The organism is Flavobacterium rarum (SeqCode) (assembly GCF_965234445.1).
In the GTDB taxonomy this organism is placed as follows: domain Bacteria; phylum Bacteroidota; class Bacteroidia; order Flavobacteriales; family Flavobacteriaceae; genus Flavobacterium; species Flavobacterium rarum.
Genome location: NZ_OZ248503.1, coordinates 230,928 through 250,288, shown reverse-complemented (window position 1 = coordinate 250,288; position 19,361 = coordinate 230,928). Strand labels below are relative to the sequence as shown.

The 19,361-nt window shown below is 33.6% G+C and carries 11 protein-coding genes; 10 read left to right on the top strand and 1 reads right to left on the bottom strand.

Going from position 1 to position 19,361, the window contains the following annotated elements; all coding sequences use genetic code 11:
* Nucleotides 1–46 precede the first annotated feature (46 nt).
* Nucleotides 47–1,333 carry a UDP-N-acetylmuramoyl-tripeptide--D-alanyl-D-alanine ligase gene (locus tag AC8GF4_RS14980; RefSeq protein ID WP_506595723.1) on the top strand — a complete coding sequence of 429 codons (1,287 nt, stop codon included), beginning with the start codon at nt 47–49 and terminating at the stop codon, nt 1,331–1,333.
* Between the two features lie 46 nt (nt 1,334–1,379).
* Here AC8GF4_RS14980 and AC8GF4_RS14975 read toward each other — a convergent pair whose 3' ends face one another.
* Complete coding sequence (locus AC8GF4_RS14975) at nt 1,380–4,277, bottom strand: helix-turn-helix and ligand-binding sensor domain-containing protein (protein ID WP_506595722.1); 2,898 nt, start codon at nt 4,275–4,277, stop codon at nt 1,380–1,382.
* A gap of 356 nt (nt 4,278–4,633) precedes the next feature.
* Between AC8GF4_RS14975 and AC8GF4_RS14970 the strand changes: the two genes are divergently transcribed.
* The 9 genes from AC8GF4_RS14970 to AC8GF4_RS14930 all read left to right on the top strand — a co-directional run bounded on the left by AC8GF4_RS14970 (nt 4,634) and on the right by AC8GF4_RS14930 (nt 19,355).
* Complete coding sequence (locus AC8GF4_RS14970; protein WP_506595721.1) at nt 4,634–7,744, top strand: SusC/RagA family TonB-linked outer membrane protein; 3,111 nt, start codon at nt 4,634–4,636, stop codon at nt 7,742–7,744.
* A 14-nt stretch (nt 7,745–7,758) separates the two neighbouring features.
* On the top strand, nt 7,759–9,267 hold the full coding sequence (locus AC8GF4_RS14965; RefSeq protein ID WP_506595720.1) for a RagB/SusD family nutrient uptake outer membrane protein: 1,509 nt from the start codon (nt 7,759–7,761) through the stop codon (nt 9,265–9,267).
* Between the two features lie 53 nt (nt 9,268–9,320).
* Nucleotides 9,321–10,190, top strand: coding sequence for a hypothetical protein (locus tag AC8GF4_RS14960; protein ID WP_506595719.1), 870 nt, complete (start codon nt 9,321–9,323; stop codon nt 10,188–10,190).
* 166 nt (nt 10,191–10,356) lie between these two features.
* Entirely contained in the window at nt 10,357–11,421 is a 1,065-nt protein-coding gene (locus AC8GF4_RS14955; protein ID WP_506595718.1) for a glycoside hydrolase family 16 protein, read from the top strand.
* A 92-nt stretch (nt 11,422–11,513) separates the two neighbouring features.
* Nucleotides 11,514–12,356 carry an endonuclease/exonuclease/phosphatase family protein gene (locus tag AC8GF4_RS14950; protein WP_506595717.1) on the top strand — a complete coding sequence of 281 codons (843 nt, stop codon included), beginning with the start codon at nt 11,514–11,516 and terminating at the stop codon, nt 12,354–12,356.
* A 3-nt stretch (nt 12,357–12,359) separates the two neighbouring features.
* A complete protein-coding gene (locus tag AC8GF4_RS14945; RefSeq protein WP_506595716.1) occupies nt 12,360–13,823 on the top strand; it encodes a glycoside hydrolase family 30 protein in 1,464 nt (487 codons plus the stop codon).
* Between the two features lie 45 nt (nt 13,824–13,868).
* Nucleotides 13,869–15,323, top strand: a complete 1,455-nt coding sequence (locus AC8GF4_RS14940) for a glycoside hydrolase family 30 protein (protein WP_506595715.1) — start codon at nt 13,869–13,871, stop codon at nt 15,321–15,323.
* Between the two features lie 224 nt (nt 15,324–15,547).
* Entirely contained in the window at nt 15,548–17,470 is a 1,923-nt protein-coding gene (locus AC8GF4_RS14935) for a cellulase family glycosylhydrolase (RefSeq protein ID WP_506595714.1), read from the top strand.
* Between the two features lie 145 nt (nt 17,471–17,615).
* On the top strand, nt 17,616–19,355 hold the full coding sequence (locus AC8GF4_RS14930) for a cellulase family glycosylhydrolase (RefSeq protein ID WP_506595713.1): 1,740 nt from the start codon (nt 17,616–17,618) through the stop codon (nt 19,353–19,355).
* Nucleotides 19,356–19,361 lie beyond the last annotated feature (6 nt).

Genomic DNA, 19,361 nt, shown 5'->3' with positions numbered 1-19,361 from the left:
ATAAAAGCCCTTTAATTAGGGCTTTTATTTTTTAAACTATATTTATATGGATATTAAATACATTCATAGTTTGTTTTTGAAGTGCAATTCTATTTCAATAGACACTCGTAAAATAGAAGCAAACTCTTTTTTTATAGCTATAAAAGGGGAAAATTTTGACGCCAATACTTTTGCTAAAGAAGCCCTGGAAAAAGGAGCTTCATTCGTAATCATTGATGATGAAAGGTATTTTATTGATAATCGAACTATTTTGGTTAAAGACAGTCTTAAAGCTTTACAGGAGTTGGCAAAATTTCATAGAAAACATTTGAATTTACCTATTATTGCTCTTACTGGAAGTAATGGAAAAACAACAACAAAAGAATTGATTAATGTTGTACTCTCTAAAAAATTTAAAACAAAAGCTACTGTAGGGAATTTTAATAATCATATTGGGGTGCCTTTAACTTTGTTGTCTTTTAATAACCAAACGGAAATTGGTATTGTTGAAATGGGAGCTAATCACCAGAAAGAAATTGAATTTCTTTGCGAAATTGCTCAACCTAATTACGGTTATATAACCAATTTTGGGAAAGCACACTTAGAAGGTTTTGGTGGAGTAGAAGGAGTGATAAAAGGGAAAAGTGAAATGTATCATTATCTGCTGAATAGTGATAGTATGGCTTTTGTTAACTTGGAAGATCCAATTCAGGTTGAAAAGTCAAAAGTGTTAAAAAGTTATTCTTTCGGGGTTAACAAAGAAAATGCTAATGTTTCTATTTCGAAGGTTGATGCAAATCCATTTGTAGAAATATCTTATTCCGAACAATTAATTACTACTCATTTAATAGGTTTGTACAATGCAAATAATATCAATGCTGCTATTACTATTGGAAAATATTTTGGTATAGAAGACTTAGCTATTAAACAAGCATTAGAGAGTTATATACCAGAAAACAATAGATCTCAATTAATTAAAAAAGGAAATAATGAAATTATTTTAGATGCTTACAATGCTAATCCTAGCAGTATGAAAGTAGCCATAGAAAATTTTATACTTTTAAGTAAAAAAAATAAAATTGCTTTTTTAGGAGATATGTTTGAGTTAGGCGATGAGAGTCTATCAGAACATAAAGGTGTGGTTGGTTTATTATTAGATCAAAATGAAATAGAATGCTATTTTATTGGTAAGGACTTTTTTCAAAACAAAATAACTAAACCAAATTTCTTCTTTTTTGAAAGCTTTGAAATCTTTTCAAGTTTTATTAAGGAAAATAAATTTGAAAACAATATGATTCTTATTAAAGGATCAAGGGGTATGGCTCTCGAACGTACTTTGGAATTTATAAATTAATCGATAAAAACTCCTTCACTCTAATAAAATGAAGGAGTTTTTTATTTTATTTGATACTCATTAAATAACCAATTAAATTCTCTTTTTGATTTAATTCAAGTTTTTTTCTTAATCTATACCTTGCTAATTCTACTCCTCCTGTTGAAATATTCATGAATTCTGCAATTTCTTTTGTGGACATATTCATTAACAAATAAGTGGATAAATCCATTTCTCTAGGAGAGATAGTTGGATGCTTTTCTTTTAATTTTTTCAGGAAATCAAAATGCACATTTTTTAAGTGCTTTTCGAGATCCTTCCAGCTTTTGTCGGTGTTGACTTCTTTGATGATACTACGATTTAATTTTGTGAACTGTGCTTTGGTGCCTTCGTCAAAGGAATTGGAGTTAATATCTTTTAATTTCTGAATAATTCCGTTAAGTATTTTATTTTTCTTCACAACTTGTAAAGTGTTGTTAACCAACTCTTTATCTTTTGTAAGGATTTTAATTTGAAGCTTTTCGTTTTCTAGTTTTTCAATCTCTTTTTCTAGTTCGTACTGCTCCTGTTTTATTTTGGTTTCTTTTTCTAAATACAGTCTTCTTTGTTCTAAAGTTTCAAAATGTTTGTTCTGCCTAATTTTTATCTTTATTCTTAAACGAATATAATAGACTATGCCAATATTGATTAGTAAATAGAATAAATAGGCTAATGAATGTCTGTACCATGGAGGGTAAACTCTAAATGAAATTGAAGTTGTATCCGATTCAATACCAGAGCTGTTTCTTACTTTTACTTTCATTTTGTAATTTCCCTCTTTTAGATTTGTATATTCTTTTATGGTACTATTAGACCAAGTACTCCAATTTTCATCAAAGCCCTCCAATTGATACGTAAATTGGAGATTCTCTATGTTTTCATAAGAAGGAGATGAAAATGTAAATTTTACTTGATTAGAAGAATACGATAATTTATAGTCTTTATTTATATTTTGCCCATTTCCAAGATGTATTGTATCGCCTGGAAATGAGAAGTTTCTAATATGGGCAATCGGTTTTATTTCAGATTTGTTTTCGATAGTTGAATCGTAATGTGCAAGTCCATCTGTTAGCCCGATAAAAGTGTTTTTTGAATCTATCGTATTTATTGACACATAGTTTGATACTAGATTCCCTGTTAAGTTCGATAAAGAGGCTGTTACACGTTTGTATTTATTGTTTCCAACTTTCATCAATGCTCCCATAGATTCATTAAATACATACCATAGATTTCCATTTTTGTCTTCTGTAAGTTCTTTTATTTTTGGAATCGACTTAAATATCGTACTAATAATAGGTTCTTCAATAAATCGATCTTGTACTTTTGAATAGGTATAAAAAACATTGTTTGATTGAAAGTAGACTTTAGAATTTATTTTTTGAAGGCTACCAATTCCAGAATTTTGTTCTGAAAATCGGGTGAAAATTTTAACTGAGTTTGCTTTTAATAGATTCTTACTTAGAGTGATTTGATATACATATTCATCCTTCTTTAGCCATAAATAATTATTGTCTATTTCAAATGTGTTGGAGGATTTGTCAAGACCTAAGATTTTATTCCTGAATTTTATTCCTGAACTCGTTTTTTCGAATATGGAAAATCCATTATAGTTTGCGCCAATAAAATAATTTGGATTATTCGTAATTGGTTTGAATCTAAAATAACCTTTAGGATCTAGATTTTTAATCATTTTGCCTTCCTGTATGACTAATGCTCCCTTGTTACTGGCGCATATTAATTCTCCATTTATGATTTGTACATTCCATGCTTGAGTGGTTGTTCCGTCAACAAGTTTAAAAGATCCTTCTTTGAAATCGGTATTCCATGGATGATAAAATACTCCTTGATTGGTTGCAACATACAAATTGCCTTTATGTACAACGGAAGAATAGACTGTGCCCAAATTATAACTAAAACCAAAATAGGTTAGAAATGAATTTTCATTTACATACGCAATACCATTGTCCAATCCCAACCACAAGTTATTATTATTGTCTATAAATGAATTAAGCACAGTGTTGTTTTGAAGTCCTTTGCTGCGATTGATATGCTGAATGATATTGCCGTTTAGGTTGCAAACAATAATCCCATCTAGTACTGAATTGATTACAACGTATTTGTTTTTATAAAGGATGCATCCTAGAGAACCATTTTTTTTAATAAATGAATTAGCTTCTGTATTCCAGGTGCTTACTTTATTGTTTGCCAATATAAACAGCCCTTTATCTAAAGTAGCCATCAAAATTTTATTTTTTTCTAACTCGATCATACCCCAAACTTCCGAATTGTTTAAGGTATTAGTTCCTTTTAGGTAAGTTAGTTTATCATTTTTATACTCCATAATTCCACTAAAAATATCCTGAAAATACAATCTAGAATTAGTAAGAAAAGAAAATTGAAATCTTTTGGGAGCATTTATGATTTTAATTTTATTGTTTTTGTAAATAAAAATCATGTCAAACGATTGAAAAACAACTTCATCCTTATAAAGATGAATTTTCCAGATAAAGTCTATTCTGTTTAGTATTTTTTTATTTAACAAATCGGAAATAGAATAGTATTCCAGTTTTCCATTAGAATTGGCTTTGAAATAACCAAACTCATTGTAACAGCCTACGTATATTTTTCCTGAAGGATCTACTTTTAGGCATTTAATTGCATCTGATTTTTTTGCTTTGTATTTGTTCCAAGTGGAGCCATCAAATTGTAATAGACCGTCATTGTTTCCAAAGTATATATTACCATTTTTATCTTGATCTATATTCCAGTTTTGAGTACCTCCTTTGTATTCAGTTCTACTGTAATTTTTTATATGAGGCAGTCCAATTTTTTTTACTTGCCCTAAAAAAAATAAAGGCGTTTGTATTAATATAAATAGTATAAATAGTCTGGCAAATTTCATTGGTTGGTATTTATTGTTCTTCATTGATTAATTGTAATTGCATATAATTTTAAGTCTATAATTTGATTCAAAATATGCTTGATTTATAATTGGGCAATAGTGTTTGTAGCTGTATTTCAATACTGTTTATTGTATTTTTAGCTAAAGTATTTAATTAATCATAATTGTAGTGGTTTTTTTCTATTAATATTTTTTTAAGTAATTATTTGTATGATGTAAATAGCTAATAACAAAATAATTAGAATAAAAATGATGTGTTTTTGTTATGTCGCTACAACGTTATTGATGTGTTTTTGTAGTAGTTTAAAATTATCAAAGTAAAAATATTAGGCTTACTATTGCATTAAATAACTAATTAATTAACCAAAATATTCAGAAAAATGAAATTATTTAAAACATTTATTTTTTGTATTTCGTTGGTCTTATTCTCAGTTTGTGTACATGCTCAAGAGGCATCTATAAGCGGGAAAGTGATTGACGAAAAGGGCTTTCCAGTATCAGGGGCTACCATTGTCTTAAATGGAACAGCAACATCAGTATCGACAGATTTTGATGGGAAGTTCCAAATTAAAGCTCCTAAGGATGGAATTTTAACAATCAGTTTTATAGGGTATAAAACTGTTTTGGAATCGATTAATGGGCGAACACAACTACAGGTTAAGATGTATTCATCTACTCAAGACTTAAATGAGGTAGTTGTTGTGGGTTACGGAACTCAAAAGAAAAGCGTTGTGACAGGTGCTATTTCTAGTGTGAGAGCCAAGGATATCGAAAAAATCCCTAATGGTCGAATAGAGCAAGTGCTTCAAGGTAGAGTCTCTGGAGTTACAATTGCAGCTAGTTCTGGGCAACCAGGTTCTGCATCGACTATTCGTATTAGGGGTATAACTACGTTTGGTGACGGAGGTAATAACCCACTCTGGGTTGTTGATGGTGTTGTTGTTGATGCTGGAGGTATCGGTTTTCTTAATCAATCGGATATTGAATCTATGGAGGTGCTTAAAGATGCCGCATCAGCTGCAATTTATGGTACTCGTGCTGCAACTGGTGTAATTTTAGTTACAACAAAAAAAGGGAAATCTGGAAAAATCATTGTTAACTATAACGGATTTGCTGGAGTTTCATCGCCTGAAAAAACTTTGAATTTATTAAATGCAACTCAGTATGCAACTTTATTAAATGAAAAATCAGTTGCTGCAGGTGGTGCATTAGTGTTTTCTAATCCGTCTAGTTTAGGTACTGGTACAGATTGGCAAAAAGCGATATTTAATACTGGGGCTTTTCGTTATTCTCATGAATTAAGTATCAGTGGAGGAAGCGATGTTTCTAATTTTTATGCTTCATTCGGGCTTCAAGATCAAGAAGGTATTGTTTCAACTGAGATTTCAAATTATACAAAAAAGAATTTTCGTTTAAACTCTACACACAAAATATCCAAAGTATTCACTTTTGGACAGACTTTAGGCTTTACAAATCAAAAAAATGTAGGTATTGGTAATACAAATAGTGAATTTGGTGGTCCATTAAGTTCAGCAATTAATTTGGATCCAATTACTCCAATTCTTCAAACAGATCCAGTTTTGGCAAACGCAGCTCCTTATAGTACTAATCCAGTAATTAGAGACTCAAATGGTACACCTTACGGAATTTCTAGTATAGTGGGGCAAGAAATGACAAACCCATTGGCTTATGCTAAAACAAGACTTGGTGGTTTTGGATGGTCAAATGATATAGTTGGAAATGCTTATTTAGAAGCTACAATCTCAAAGCATTTTAAATTTAGATCAACTTTTGGTGCGAAACTTGCCAATTGGGGAGGAGAAGGATTTACACCTGTTTTTTATTTGAGTGCTAATTCAAATGTACTTAAAAACAGTTACAGCCAAAGTGAGAACAAGAGTTTTGCTTGGAATGTTGAGAACATTGCTACTTATTCGAATAATTTTGGTAATCACAACTTAACGGTATTGTTAGGACAAGGTTCCTATGTTGATAATATTGGTGGTGGATCAAGTGCTACAATGTTTGGTTTGCCAATTACAAGTTATCAGGATGCTTCTTTCAATTTTGACATACCGCAGTCTGATAGAAGTAGTGGTACTTATGATATGACAGAACATAAATTGACGTCCTTATTTGCACGTGTGAATTATGATTTCAAAGAAAGATATTTGTTTACTGGAATTATTCGCCGTGATGGTTCATCCCGTTTTGGAGCAAATAACAAGTTTGGAGTTTTTCCATCTTTCAATCTTGGATGGGTAGTTTCAAAAGAAAATTTTTGGAAAGAAAATGAAGTGATTAAATCTCTAAAAATAAGAGGAGGTTATGGAGTAGTTGGTAATGATGCCATTCCAGATTTTAGATACCTTTCTTTAGTAGAAGGTGGTTACAACTATTCTTTTGGAAATACAGGTGCCATTACAACAGGATATGCTAATCTTACTTTGGACAATCCAGATTTGAGATGGGAAGAAACATCACAAGCCAATATTGGATTTGAATCAAGATTTTTCAATAGCCTAAGTCTTACAGTTGATGTGTACAACAAAGCAACTAATGGTATTTTACGCCAAATAAATATTCCTGGTTATGTTGGGGTTTCTGCAAATCCAACTGGAAACATTGCCGATATGGAAAATAGAGGTTTAGAGATTGAATTAGGATACAAAAAGCAATTTGGTGATTTTAATTTTTCTGCAAATGCAAATTTTGCTTATTTAGAAAATGAGGTTACTTATGTAGCTTCTGATTCAAATTATATTGTTGGAGATGCTTCTTTCCAGTCTATGGGACCGGTTACAAGAACACAAGTGGGGCAATCCTATAATTCTTTCTACGGATTTAAAACTGCTGGTATTTTTCAAAATGACGCAGAAATAGCTGCTTACAAAAGTTCTACAGGTAGTTTAATTCAGCCAAATGCACGCCCAGGAGATTTCCGTTGGGTTGATACAGATGGTAATGGTGCTATTAATGATGAGGACAAACAATTCTTAGGAACTAATATTCCAAAATACACATTTGGTTTTACCATAAACTTAGATTACAAAAACTTCGACTTTATGGCATTTGCTCAAGGAGCTGCGGGTAATAAAATTTTCCAAGGATTACGAAGACTTGATATTGGAAATGCAAATTATCAAACGGAGGCTTTGGGTCGTTGGACTGGCGAAGGAACTTCTAATGATTATCCTAGACTTACTAATAATGACACTAATGGGAACTTTGGTAAAATGTCTGATTTTTATCTAGAAGATGGTGATTATTTACGCTTAAAAATAATTCAATTCGGGTATTCATTACCAACGAATGTAATTTCACAAATAGGCGCAAGTAAAGTTCGTTTTTACTTAACTGGTGAAAACTTGTTTACTCTAACTAAATATACTGGGTATGATCCTGAGATTGGTGGAGGAGTATTTGGAATAGATAAAGGAGTTTATCCTCAAGCACGAACATTTATGTTTGGCGCTAATCTACAATTTTAATAAAATAAAGAATTATGAAAACGATAAAATATAAATATTTTTTTATTGCAATAGCAATGGTTTCTTTAGGATCCTGTTCTGAAGAGTTTGTAGATGTATCTCCTAAGGGATCATTTCTTTCCGAAAATTATTATTCAAACGAAGAGCAGGCAACTGCTGCACTTGTTGGGGTTTATGATCCTATTCGAAAAAATTCAGGTGGATTCGACAATATGATAGCAATGATGAATGCTGGTTCTGATGATTTTTATGCTGGTGGCGGAGGATCTACTGATGGAGAAGGAATTCAAAATTTTTCTACACATTCACTGACTTCTACAAGTATACCGGGAAGTTATTGGAATGACCATTTTCAAGGAATTTTTAGAGCCAATACTCTATTAGTGAAATTGCCGAATGTTGCAATGTCGGACAACTTAAAAGCAAGATTTACAGGTGAAACAAAAGCATTGCGTGCCATTTATTATTTCAACTTGGTAAGGTTGTTTAAGAATGTACCATTGTTATTGAATCCTTTGAATACAACAAATATGTATGATGTAGAGCAAGCAACTCCAGAAGCCGTTTATGCACAAATTGAAAAAGATTTGTTAGAGGCAATTCCAGTTTTACCAACATCGGTACCTGCGACTACAGAATCTGGACGTTTAACAAAAGGTGCTGCTCAAGCTATGCTTGGAAAAGTATATTTGTTTGAAGGCAAAAAACCCGAAGCTGCTACTATTTTGGCAGAAGTAAATGGTACTCCAGGTGCTGCAAATCAATATGGGAATAAACTATTAGCCAATTTTAGTGATTTATGGGTTGTTTCCAATAAGTTTAATACGGAATCACTTATAGAAGTTTCGCATACTAGCGCAGGAAATTCTGATTGGGGATTCTGGGGTTCAGGTAGAGATGAAGGTAATACATTGAATGTTATGGTAGGGCCAAGAACTTATTCAAAAAAAGCAGGTTCATCAGCTCCAGATTTACCGTCAGGTTGGAGTTTTAATGTTGTTACACAAGATTTATACGATGCAATAAAACTGGATCCGAGATTTGGAGCCACTATTCTAGATCTTAAAGCCTTGAAAGCTGCAGGAGAAGCAGATTATATCGGAGGATATCAAGATACGGGTTATTTTTTGAACAAATTTCTCCCTCGTAAATCTGATGTTCGTACAGGAGGAGGTGCAGCTGAATTAAATTACAAGCAAAACTCTTATGTAATTCGACTTTCTGACACTTATTTAATGGAAGCCGAAGCTTTAGGTTCAGGCGCAAGAGCACAAGCATTGCTTGATGCAGTAAGAACAAGAGTTGGATTACCATCAGTTCCTGTAACACTTCAAGCAATTAAAAACGAAAGAAGAATGGAATTTGCTGGTGAGGGACTTCGATTTTTTGACTTAGTACGATGGGGAGATGCAACCAGTAAATTAGGAAACAGAGGTTTTAATGCTGGTGTAGATGAAGTTTTTCCTATTCCAACTAGAGAGCTTCAAGGAACCAAATTGAAACAAAATCCTGGTTACAATTAATAAATGTTTAAAAGGGGTTAGAACCCAAATTATTAATACTAAAAATACATATTATGAATATAAAAATAGTTTTAAATAGAAGCATTTATTTAGTGTTGGCTATTATAACATTAAGTTCATTAGGAAGTTGTCAGTCCGAAGACATCGTAGATAATGGTTTGTCTGATGCAAATGTTGATCCCGCTTTTACCATAACACCAGTAACTGGTTCTACCAATAAGTTTACATTGACAGCACAAACCCAAAATGTATTGGGTTCAAAGTGGGATCTAGACGATGGTGCTGGTACTTATATTGGCAAAATGACAGAAAATATTTTTCTACCAGATGTGGGAACTTATAAAATTACTCATGGTGCTATTGGTAGAGGAGGAATAGTCACTACCGCTACTCAAAATATTGTTATAACCACACCAGATCCCATTGCAGGAAATATTCTTAAAGGAGGAAAACTGGTAGACTCAGCTGATTGGGCAAAATGGACAGTTACAAATCCTGCTTCAAATGCTACCATGACTTTTGGTAGTAAATCGGTTACCCTAAATGCTTCTGGTTGGGCAGGAAATGGTATATATCAGGCAGTCAATGTTGTAGCTGGTAAAAAATACAAGATTGATATGGTCACTTCTTCAACTACTGGATGTAATAATACTTGGTTTGAAGTCTATTGTGGCTATTCGGTTCCTGTAACTGGAACGGATTATTCTGATGGAGGAAAATTAAGAGCCTTAAGTACTTGGGATGGTTGTGCTAAGACTGCCTTTTCTGGCAAGATATCTATTGTAGGGTGCAAACCAGAAAACAATCTAGGTATATTCACTGCTACTGCTACTGGAGTTGCTTATTTAGTAATTCGTGGAGGAGGAGAAGATATGAAAGCGGGTATCAAAATTCAAAATATTGAAATGAGATTGTCATTATAAATCGTTTTCATTAATAAAACATGCATAAAAATAAGTTTAGTTAGGTTTAGGTTTGAGTTGGTAAGATGGTCCATTCTCATTTGATTGTGGGCCATTTTTCAATTATTATTTAAAAGCTAAAAAAAGCGAAGGTTTCTATAACAACTTATAAATAAATTTCACACTTATGAAAAAATATCTATCTAAAATTAGTTTAATTATTGGCTTGAATTGTTTTTTGTTTCTTTCTTGTAGCAGTTCAAATTCTGATGAAGCTACAGCATCTACAAAACCTACAAATCTAGTGGTTACTCCTGTAATAGTTGGAGCTACAGCACAAAATCCAAATGGAGATGGTAGTGGGGTTGTAAATTTCACCTTGGCGGCAACAAATGCAACATCCTACAAAATTACCCTAGGAAATGGAGAAACAAAGGAAGTAACAGACGGAAGCTTTTCATACACCTATAGCACATCGGGTTCAAATACTTATGTGCTATATGTGTCTGCTTATAATGCCGGTCAATTTGTTAGTACTACATTTTCTATAACCGTTTTAGTCCAACCTAAATTGGTTTGGTCAGACGAATTTAATACTGATGGTGCTCCAGATGTTACCAAATGGACTTTTCAAATATGGGATCCTGGGAATGTTAATAACGAACTGCAATCATATACCAATCGCCCCGAAAATACAATTGTTCAAAATGGTGTTTTGAAAATAAAAGCCATTCGTGAAAAATATGGTAAAGGTGATTTTACTTCAGGAAGATTAGAATCCAATGGAAAATTTGATTTTACTTATGGCAAAATAGTGATTAGAGCAAAACTGCCTACTGGGGTTGGTACTTGGCCTGCTGTTTGGATGCTGGGTAGTAATATCGGTAGTGTTGGGTGGCCTGCCTGTGGGGAAATAGATATTTTAGAATCTGTTGGAAAAGAGTTGAATGTTAATCATTCCTCATTGCATTCTCCAGGACGTTCTGGAGCTACGCCAGATACAGGAACTATAAACGTGCCCAATGACAATACCGAATTTCATATTTATACCGCAGATTGGAGAGCAAGTTATATAAAGTTTTATGTAGATGACAAGTTGTTTTACACTTTTGTAAATTCAGATAAGTTCCCATTCAACAAAAACTTTTATCTAATTGTAAACTTAGCAATGGGAGGAGTTTGGGGAGGCCCAGTAGATCCTAACTTTACCTCTTCTACTTTGGAAGTGGATTATATAAGAGTGTATAATTAGAGAAGCAGTTTTATTTTTTTTTTATTGTAAATGATTAGTTTACTGAATATTGCATAAATTTATAATTGATTAATTTCTAAACAATAGAAAAAATGTCTAAAAAGAATGTAGTAGTTATAATCTGTTTTTGTTTGTTAAGTCTGTTTTTGAATGCTCAGACTCTAAATATAATGACTTATAATATTCGTCTAGATATTGACTCTGACAAAGAGAATGACTGGACGCACAGAAAAGATTTTTTTAATGGGCAGATTCAATTTTATGCACCCGATATTTTTGGAATTCAGGAAGCAAAACCCAATCAGGTGTTGGATATAGCAACGGCACTTTCACAATATAGTTATGTTGGGGTTGGAAGAGACGGAATAGGAAAAGGAGAATCGTCGAATATTTTTTATAAAACAGAAAAATTCAAAGTGATGGAATCCAATACCTTTTGGTTATCGGCAACTCCTGATGTCATTTCAATAGGATGGGACGCTGCTTGCAATAGAGTTTGTTCGTATGCACTTTTAAAAAATAAGCAAACAAAAAATATGATTTGGGTCTTTAATACCCATTTGGATCATGTAGGTGAAGAAGCAAGAACCAAAGGATTGGAACTAATACTTTCGAAAATAGAGAAATTAAATACTAATAAATATCCCGTTGTTTTGATGGGTGATTTTAATTCGGAACCCGAAACACAACGGATTATTGAATTAAAAAAAATAATGAATGACGCCAAAACCATTTCGAAAGAAAAACCTTTTGGGCCTTATGGAACTTTTAATAATTTTAAATACAACGAAGCATCAACACATTTGATTGATTACATTTTTTTATCAAAAAGCAACGCTATTACTGTGCAAAAATATGCTGTTTTATCGGATGCTAAAGACTTAAAATACCCATCAGATCATTTCCCTGTTTTTATCCAAATTAATTACAAATAAATAATGAAAAATATTCATCAATTCACAAAGTTGTTTTTTATAATAGCTTTTTCAGTCTTACATATTAGTTGTTCGTCTTCTAATGAGGGAGGAGATTCGCCAACCCCGACCCCGACTCCAACTCCTCCAGTAGTAAAAAATGAAGTTGATTTTTGGTTGACCAAAGGGGATCAGACAGCATTATTGCAAAAACAAACAGGTATTTTGGCTTTTGCAAATGGAATAAATATTTATCAAAATATAGATATAGACGATACACAAACCTATCAAACTGTTGATGGTTTTGGATTTACTTTAACTGGAGGAAGTGCTCTTGTCATCAATCAATTGACTGCACAGAAAAAGAAAGATTTATTGCAAGAATTGTTCGGTTCTGGAGACAATTCAATTGGATTAAGTTATTTAAGAATCAGCATTGGCGCATCCGATTTGAATGCGACTCCATTTACCTATAATGATATGCCAACAGGACAAACCGATGTTAGTTTGGCTAACTTTAGTCTGGCTCCCGATATGACAGATGTTATTCCGTTACTAAAGGAAATTCTTGCCATAAATCCCAATATTAGAATTATGGGTTCTCCTTGGTCTGCACCACTTTGGATGAAAGACAACAATAGTTTTGTTGGTGGAAGTTTACAACCGAAATATTATGAGGCTTATGCCCAATATTTTGTAAAATTTATCCAGAAAATGAAAGCCGAAGGAATTACAATTGATGCTATTACGCCTCAAAATGAACCATTACACGGAGGCAACAATCCTAGTATGGTAATGACAGCCCTACAGCAAGCCGATTTTATAAAAAATAATTTGGGACCTGCATTTCAATCAGCCAGTATAACCACAAAGATCATTACTTACGATCATAATTGTGATAACCCCCAATATCCAATTACGATTCTAAAAGATGCAGTAGCTTATCCTTTTGTAACTGGTTCAGCATTTCACTTGTATGGAGGAGATATTAGTGCGCTTTCTATCGTGCATAATGCGTTTCCAAATAAAGATGTTTATTTTACAGAACAATACACCTCGTCTACAGGAGCATTTGATGGTGATTTGAGATGGCAGGTCAAAAACGTGATTATTGGCTCAATGCGCAATTGGAGTAAAAATGCTTTGCAGTGGAATCTTGCCAATGATGGTGCTTTTGGTCCACATACTCAAGGTGGATGTACTACTTGTAAAGGAGCATTAACAGTAAACAGTACCGAATTGGTAGTCCGAAATGTAGGATATTATGTTGCAGCACACGCTTCAAAATTTGTTCCAATGGGGTCCATTAGAATTTCAAGTACAATTAGTGGTAATTTACAAAACGTTGCTTTCAAAACTCCAGCTGGAAAAAAAGTACTTCTAGTTGTAAATGATGGAAACACTACCGAATTATTTAATATCAAATACAATGGAAAATGGATCACTACTTCTCTGGATGCTGGAGCTGTAGGTACCTATATTTGGTAATAAATACCGCAAAAAAAATATAAAACAACCACCAAACTATAGATTATGAAAAAAATAACCACCACAGCATTAGTACTAGCTTCCTTTATTGTTTTTGCACAACATAAAAATAAATCAGAAACTCATTTTTCTACCAAAGGCAAATCAGTTTCGGTTTATACTACAGCAGAAGGTACTAATTTACGATTGTCAAAAACAGAGAATTTAACCTTTTCTAAATTGGCTCAACCCAACGAGAGACAAATTTCTGTGTTTGTAAATCCAGACAAAACCTTTCAATCTTTTATGGGAATTGGTGGAGCGATAACGGATGCTAGTGCCGAAGTTTTTGCGAAATTATCCAAAGAGAAACAACAAGAATTACTTAATGCTTATTATAACAAAGAAAGCGGAATTGGTTATTGTTTGATGCGTACTACTATTCACAGTTCCGATTTTAGTTCTGGAAGTTATACGTATATAGCAGAAGGGGATACTGGATTGAAAACCTTTTCTATTGAGCACGACAGAAAATATAGAATTCCGTTGATAAAAAAAGCAATGGCAACAGCAGGTGGAAAAATGACGGTGTACGCAACACCATGGAGTCCTCCAGCTTTTATGAAAAGCAATAAAGACATGCTGAAAGGCGGTACATTATTGCCTGAATATTTCCAGACTTGGGCTAACTATTATACCAAGTTTGTAAAAGCCTATGAGAAAGAAGGAATTCCGATTTGGGGAATTAGTACAGAGAATGAGCCAATGGCAGTACAAACTTGGGAGTCCTGTGTATATACCGCTGAAGCAGAAAGAGATTTTGTAAAAAATTATCTTGGACCAACTATGAAAAGAGAAGGTTTGAGCAATAAAAAAATTATTGCATGGGATCACAACCGTGATTTAATGGTACAAAGAGCCAACATTGTTTTCTCTGATCCAGAGGCTTCAAAATATTTTTGGGGAATGGGCTTTCATTGGTATGAAACGTGGGCAGGGGGTAATCCAATGTTTGAAAACGTAGCCAGAGTTCATGAAGCTTATCCTGACAAAAATCTATTATTTACAGAAGGATGTGTGGAGAAATTTGATGCCAAAAACTATCAATTGTGGGCGAATGGCGAACGTTATGGAACGTCAATGATTAATGATTTTAATAATGGAACAGTGGGCTGGACCGATTGGAATATACTTTTGGATGAAAAGGGTGGACCCAATCACGTGGGTAATTTTTGTTTTGCTCCGGTTCATGCTGACACCAATACAGGGGAATTAATTTACACTCCTTCTTATTATTACATTGGACATTTTTCAAAATTCATTCGCCCGGAAGCCAAAAGAGTGAGTACTGCCGTGAGCAGAAGCAGTTTGTTGAGTACTTCATTTTTGAATAAAGATGGAAAAATGGTAACAGTTGTAATGAATCAAAGTGAGGCTACGGTAATTTATAATTTGTGTGTAGGAACTCAAGCCACCGAGATTACTATTTTGCCAAATGCCATTCAGACTTTGGTGTATTAAGTTAATAGATTGATCTTTTTTTCTTATTGATTTATGTATAAAACTAATTACAAAATATAGACTAAAAGGTCAATATGGCCTTTTAGGATTGCTCCTTAAAGATGATTTCATTAACACTAATTATTTTTATTATTGGATCAATTTATGTCTGGTGAAAAAGTGTTTTTTTTTTTGATGAAAATTCTTTTGTATAATTTCTATATACTATTAACTAACCAAAAACCATGAAGAACAATAAACCAAAAACCATAACACCCCAAAAACTTAAACTTCTACAAAGCGCTATTTGCACGATACTTTTATTATTTTGTGTTCAAGTAAATTCTCAGAGACTCACAGTTTCAAATACAGGAGCCAAGATACTCAAAGAAGGAAACCCTATAACCTTAAGAGGTGTGAATTTTGGAAACTGGCTTGTTTGGGAAGGATATATGATGAATATTGAACCTGGTAAAGATATACGCCGAGAAAAATCTCCAACACAGATAAGAGGAATTTTTAAAGATTTATTAGGAAATGACGAAGCTAAAATAGTAAACTTTGAAAATAATTGGAGAAATTCATATATTACAAATGCAGATTTTGCTCAAGCAAAAGCACTAGGGTATAATGTTATTCGAATACCTTTTCCCTACAATATTTTTTGGAATTCAGCCACTGGAACGGTCAAAAAGGATGGATTTGTCTGGCTTGACAAGGCGGTTACATGGGCTAAAAATAATAATATCCACGTGATATTTGTCTTACACACTGCACCAGGTTATCAAAGTGAAGGTTACACTTGTGACAATCCTGATGGTAGACCACCTATGTTTTGGAGCGATGAGAATAATGTAACAATCGCTTCAAGTATTTGGAGAGCTATAGCAGAACGTTATCGTTATTATTCTGGTAACGAGTGGATTGCAGGTTATGACCTCCTCAATGAGCCGAGGTTAGATATCCAAGCCTTAAAAAGTAAAATATTACCTGCTTATAAAAAAATGACTGCTAGTATCAGAGCAGTAGATTCGAATCACCTTATTTTTGCAGAGGGGAATTATTATTCATCGGATTTTTATGATATGTTAGAGCGATGGGATCCTAATCTGGTTTTTTCAAACCATTACTATGGTGATCAAGGTGATGCAAATCCTAATCCGCAGTTGGATTTAATAAAGGGACAAGGAACAAACCTTAATATTCCTTTATTCGTCGGAGAGTTTGGCGAAAACGAATTAAATTGGGTTCGTGATTCTAGAATAGATTATGAGGCTGCTAACGTTAGCTGGGCATTCTGGGCTTGGAAAAGAGAATACACAAGTCGATCTATTTATACCTATCCAGGTACTCCAAAATGGGATGCCCTTACTAATTATATTAAATGGGGAGGTACTAAGCCGAGCCAAGCTGATGCGATAACGGCTACTAATGAAATTTGCAGCAAAGTATTATTAAGCAGTTGTAATTTGGTACCTGAATTGCAAGATATGCTTAGGCCCTTGGCTCCTGTGGGCAAATTAATTACGCTTAAGAACACTAGATATGTTTCTTCAAACAACAGTGTAGGAGCGGTAACAGCAAATAGAGATTTAGCACAAGGCTGGGAGAAATTTACTGTAGTGAGTGCAGGTGATAACAAAATTGCATTAAGAGACAGTAATGGTAAATTTTTTAATTCGCAAAATGGATTTTCGCCAATTACATCCAGCAGTACTGCTGTAAACGGATGGGAAGCATTTGATTGGGTTAATATAGGGGGACAAATCGCTTTAAAAGGGTTTAATGGAAAATTTGTGAGTTCAGAAGGAGGCGCATCTTCAGGTATGACTTGTAATAGAGAAACTGTATCTGGCTGGGAATCTTTCAATTACGCTTCGACTACTGCAAAATTATCAATTGAAAAGAATCAAGTAAAAGATAATGAGTTTGCTGTTTATCCAAATCCCGTTTCTGACAAATTGAATTTTAGTGTACCAGAAGGTTTTACCAAATACACTGCACAAATTTTTGACCTTACTGGAAAACAGTATTCAATCACTAAAATAGACTCAAACGAAACAACAAATTCGATAGACACAAATAATTTATCTGATGGTGTTTATGTTTTACGTTTGGAAAACAACTCCGAAGTTAAATCTTCAATTATTATAAAGAAGAATAATTAATACACAATCATTAGAATAGTAATTTTTATTCTTTTTCCAAAATAAGGATTTATTATCTGATAATTAAAACAACACATTGTAAAATAAAGGCAATTTCAAAGGTTTATGAAATTGCTTTTATTTTATAAAAATTAAATACTTTTCTATGAAATTTTTCTTATCACTACTTATTTCTTCCTTGCTTTTTGTGTGTAATTGCTACTCGCAAGGATTTTTGCATAGAGACGGTCAAAAAATTGTAGATGGTAGCGGTAAAAACATCATTTTGCGCGGTTTGGGATTAGGCGGATGGATGGTTCAGGAAGGTTACATGATTCAAACGGGAGCTTTTGCAGGTTCTCAATATAAAATAAAACAAAAAATTACGGATTTGATTGGCGAAAAAGATACCGAAGAATTCTATAAAGCCTACAAATCCAACGGAATCAAAAAGAGAGATATAGATTCTTTGGCGGATTGGGGATTTAATTCCATCCGGTTACCGATGCATTACAATTTGTATACACCTGCGATTGAAACCGAGAAAGACGGACAAATTACGTGGCTCGAAGAAGGGTTCAAAATGACCGATGATTTAGTAAACTGGTGTGCTATCAATAAAATATATTTAATTCTTGACTTGCATGCTACTCCCGGAGGACAAGGGAAAGATGCTGCAATATCCGACTATGATGATTCAAAACCATCACTTTGGGAGCGTGCTGCAAATCAAGATAAAATGGTGGCGCTTTGGGAAAAATTGGCCCAGCGTTACAAAGACAATCCGTGGATTGGGGGTTATGACATTATCAATGAGCCGAATTGGAATTTTACTGGAACGAATCAAAACGGTTGCGATGAAACTTCAAATGCACCTTTGAAAGCATTACAAGTTAGAATTACAAATGCAATAAGAGCACAAGATGCAAACCACATGATTATTATTGAAGGGAATTGCTGGGGAAATAATTACAATGGTATGTTTCCGCTTTGGGATGAAAATATGGTATTGAGTTTTCATAAATATTGGAACCAAAATGACACCGCTTCAATCCAGACGATGTTGAATTACAGAACCCAATACAACGTCCCAATTTGGCTGGGCGAAAGTGGAGAAAACTCGAATGTGTGGTTTGAAGAAGCTATCTCATTGATGGAATCAAACAATATAGGTTGGGCTTTTTGGCCAATGAAAAAAATTGAAAATTTAGCAGGTGTTACTTCGGTTACAAAACCAACGGATTACGATCAGATATTGGAGTATTGGAAAAACGGAGGGGTAAAACCAAATGAGAGTTTTTCAAAAAAAGTACTAATGCAAACTGCCGAGAACTATAAAATGGAGCATTTGACCATCAGATACGATGTCATTGATGCGATGTTCCGACAAGTGCAAACCACCGATACTAAACCGTACAAAAAACATAATTTACCTGGAAAAGTGTTTGCAACCGAATTTGATTTGGGACAAAACGGTTTTGCTTATTCTGATAAAGATGTAGCGAATTATGACGGTACTAAATTTACCCCATGGAACAAAGGAAACAAAATGAGAAACGATGGAGTTGACATTGTAGCCTGTACGGATAAAACAACCAACGGTTTTCAGGTTTCCTTTATTGAAGATAAAGAATGGTTACAATTTACACTTGATGTAAAAACGCAAAGCACTTTTGATGTTTCCGTTCGGTATTCGAGCGAAAAAGCAGGTGGGAAATTATATTTGGAACAGGATGGGAAGAAAATTTCTCAAACAATAGCACTTCCGGTTTCGGGAGGAGAAACCACTTGGAAAACAATCGTGCTTAAAAATGTAGCTTTGAAACAAGGAATCAATAAAATTCGCGTTCACTTTGAGGGAGGAAATTTTAATCTTAATTTTTTGGAGTTTAAAACGGCTAAATAAAATTAA

Bases quoted from the DNA above. Each gene is read 5' to 3' on its own strand.
- AC8GF4_RS14980 (WP_506595723.1), top strand. From the start codon at position 47: ATGGATATTAAATACATTCATAGTTTGTTTTTGAAGTGCAATTCTATT.
- AC8GF4_RS14945 (WP_506595716.1), top strand. From the start codon at position 12,360: ATGAAAAATATTCATCAATTCACAAAGTTGTTTTTTATAATAGCTTTT.
- AC8GF4_RS14970 (WP_506595721.1), top strand. From the start codon at position 4,634: ATGAAATTATTTAAAACATTTATTTTTTGTATTTCGTTGGTCTTATTC.
- AC8GF4_RS14955 (WP_506595718.1), top strand. From the start codon at position 10,357: ATGAAAAAATATCTATCTAAAATTAGTTTAATTATTGGCTTGAATTGT.
- AC8GF4_RS14935 (WP_506595714.1), top strand. From the start codon at position 15,548: ATGAAGAACAATAAACCAAAAACCATAACACCCCAAAAACTTAAACTT.
- AC8GF4_RS14960 (WP_506595719.1), top strand. From the start codon at position 9,321: ATGAATATAAAAATAGTTTTAAATAGAAGCATTTATTTAGTGTTGGCT.
- AC8GF4_RS14930 (WP_506595713.1), top strand. From the start codon at position 17,616: ATGAAATTTTTCTTATCACTACTTATTTCTTCCTTGCTTTTTGTGTGT.
- AC8GF4_RS14975 (WP_506595722.1), bottom strand. From the start codon at position 4,277: ATGAAGAACAATAAATACCAACCAATGAAATTTGCCAGACTATTTATA.
- AC8GF4_RS14965 (WP_506595720.1), top strand. From the start codon at position 7,759: ATGAAAACGATAAAATATAAATATTTTTTTATTGCAATAGCAATGGTT.
- AC8GF4_RS14950 (WP_506595717.1), top strand. From the start codon at position 11,514: ATGTCTAAAAAGAATGTAGTAGTTATAATCTGTTTTTGTTTGTTAAGT.
- AC8GF4_RS14940 (WP_506595715.1), top strand. From the start codon at position 13,869: ATGAAAAAAATAACCACCACAGCATTAGTACTAGCTTCCTTTATTGTT.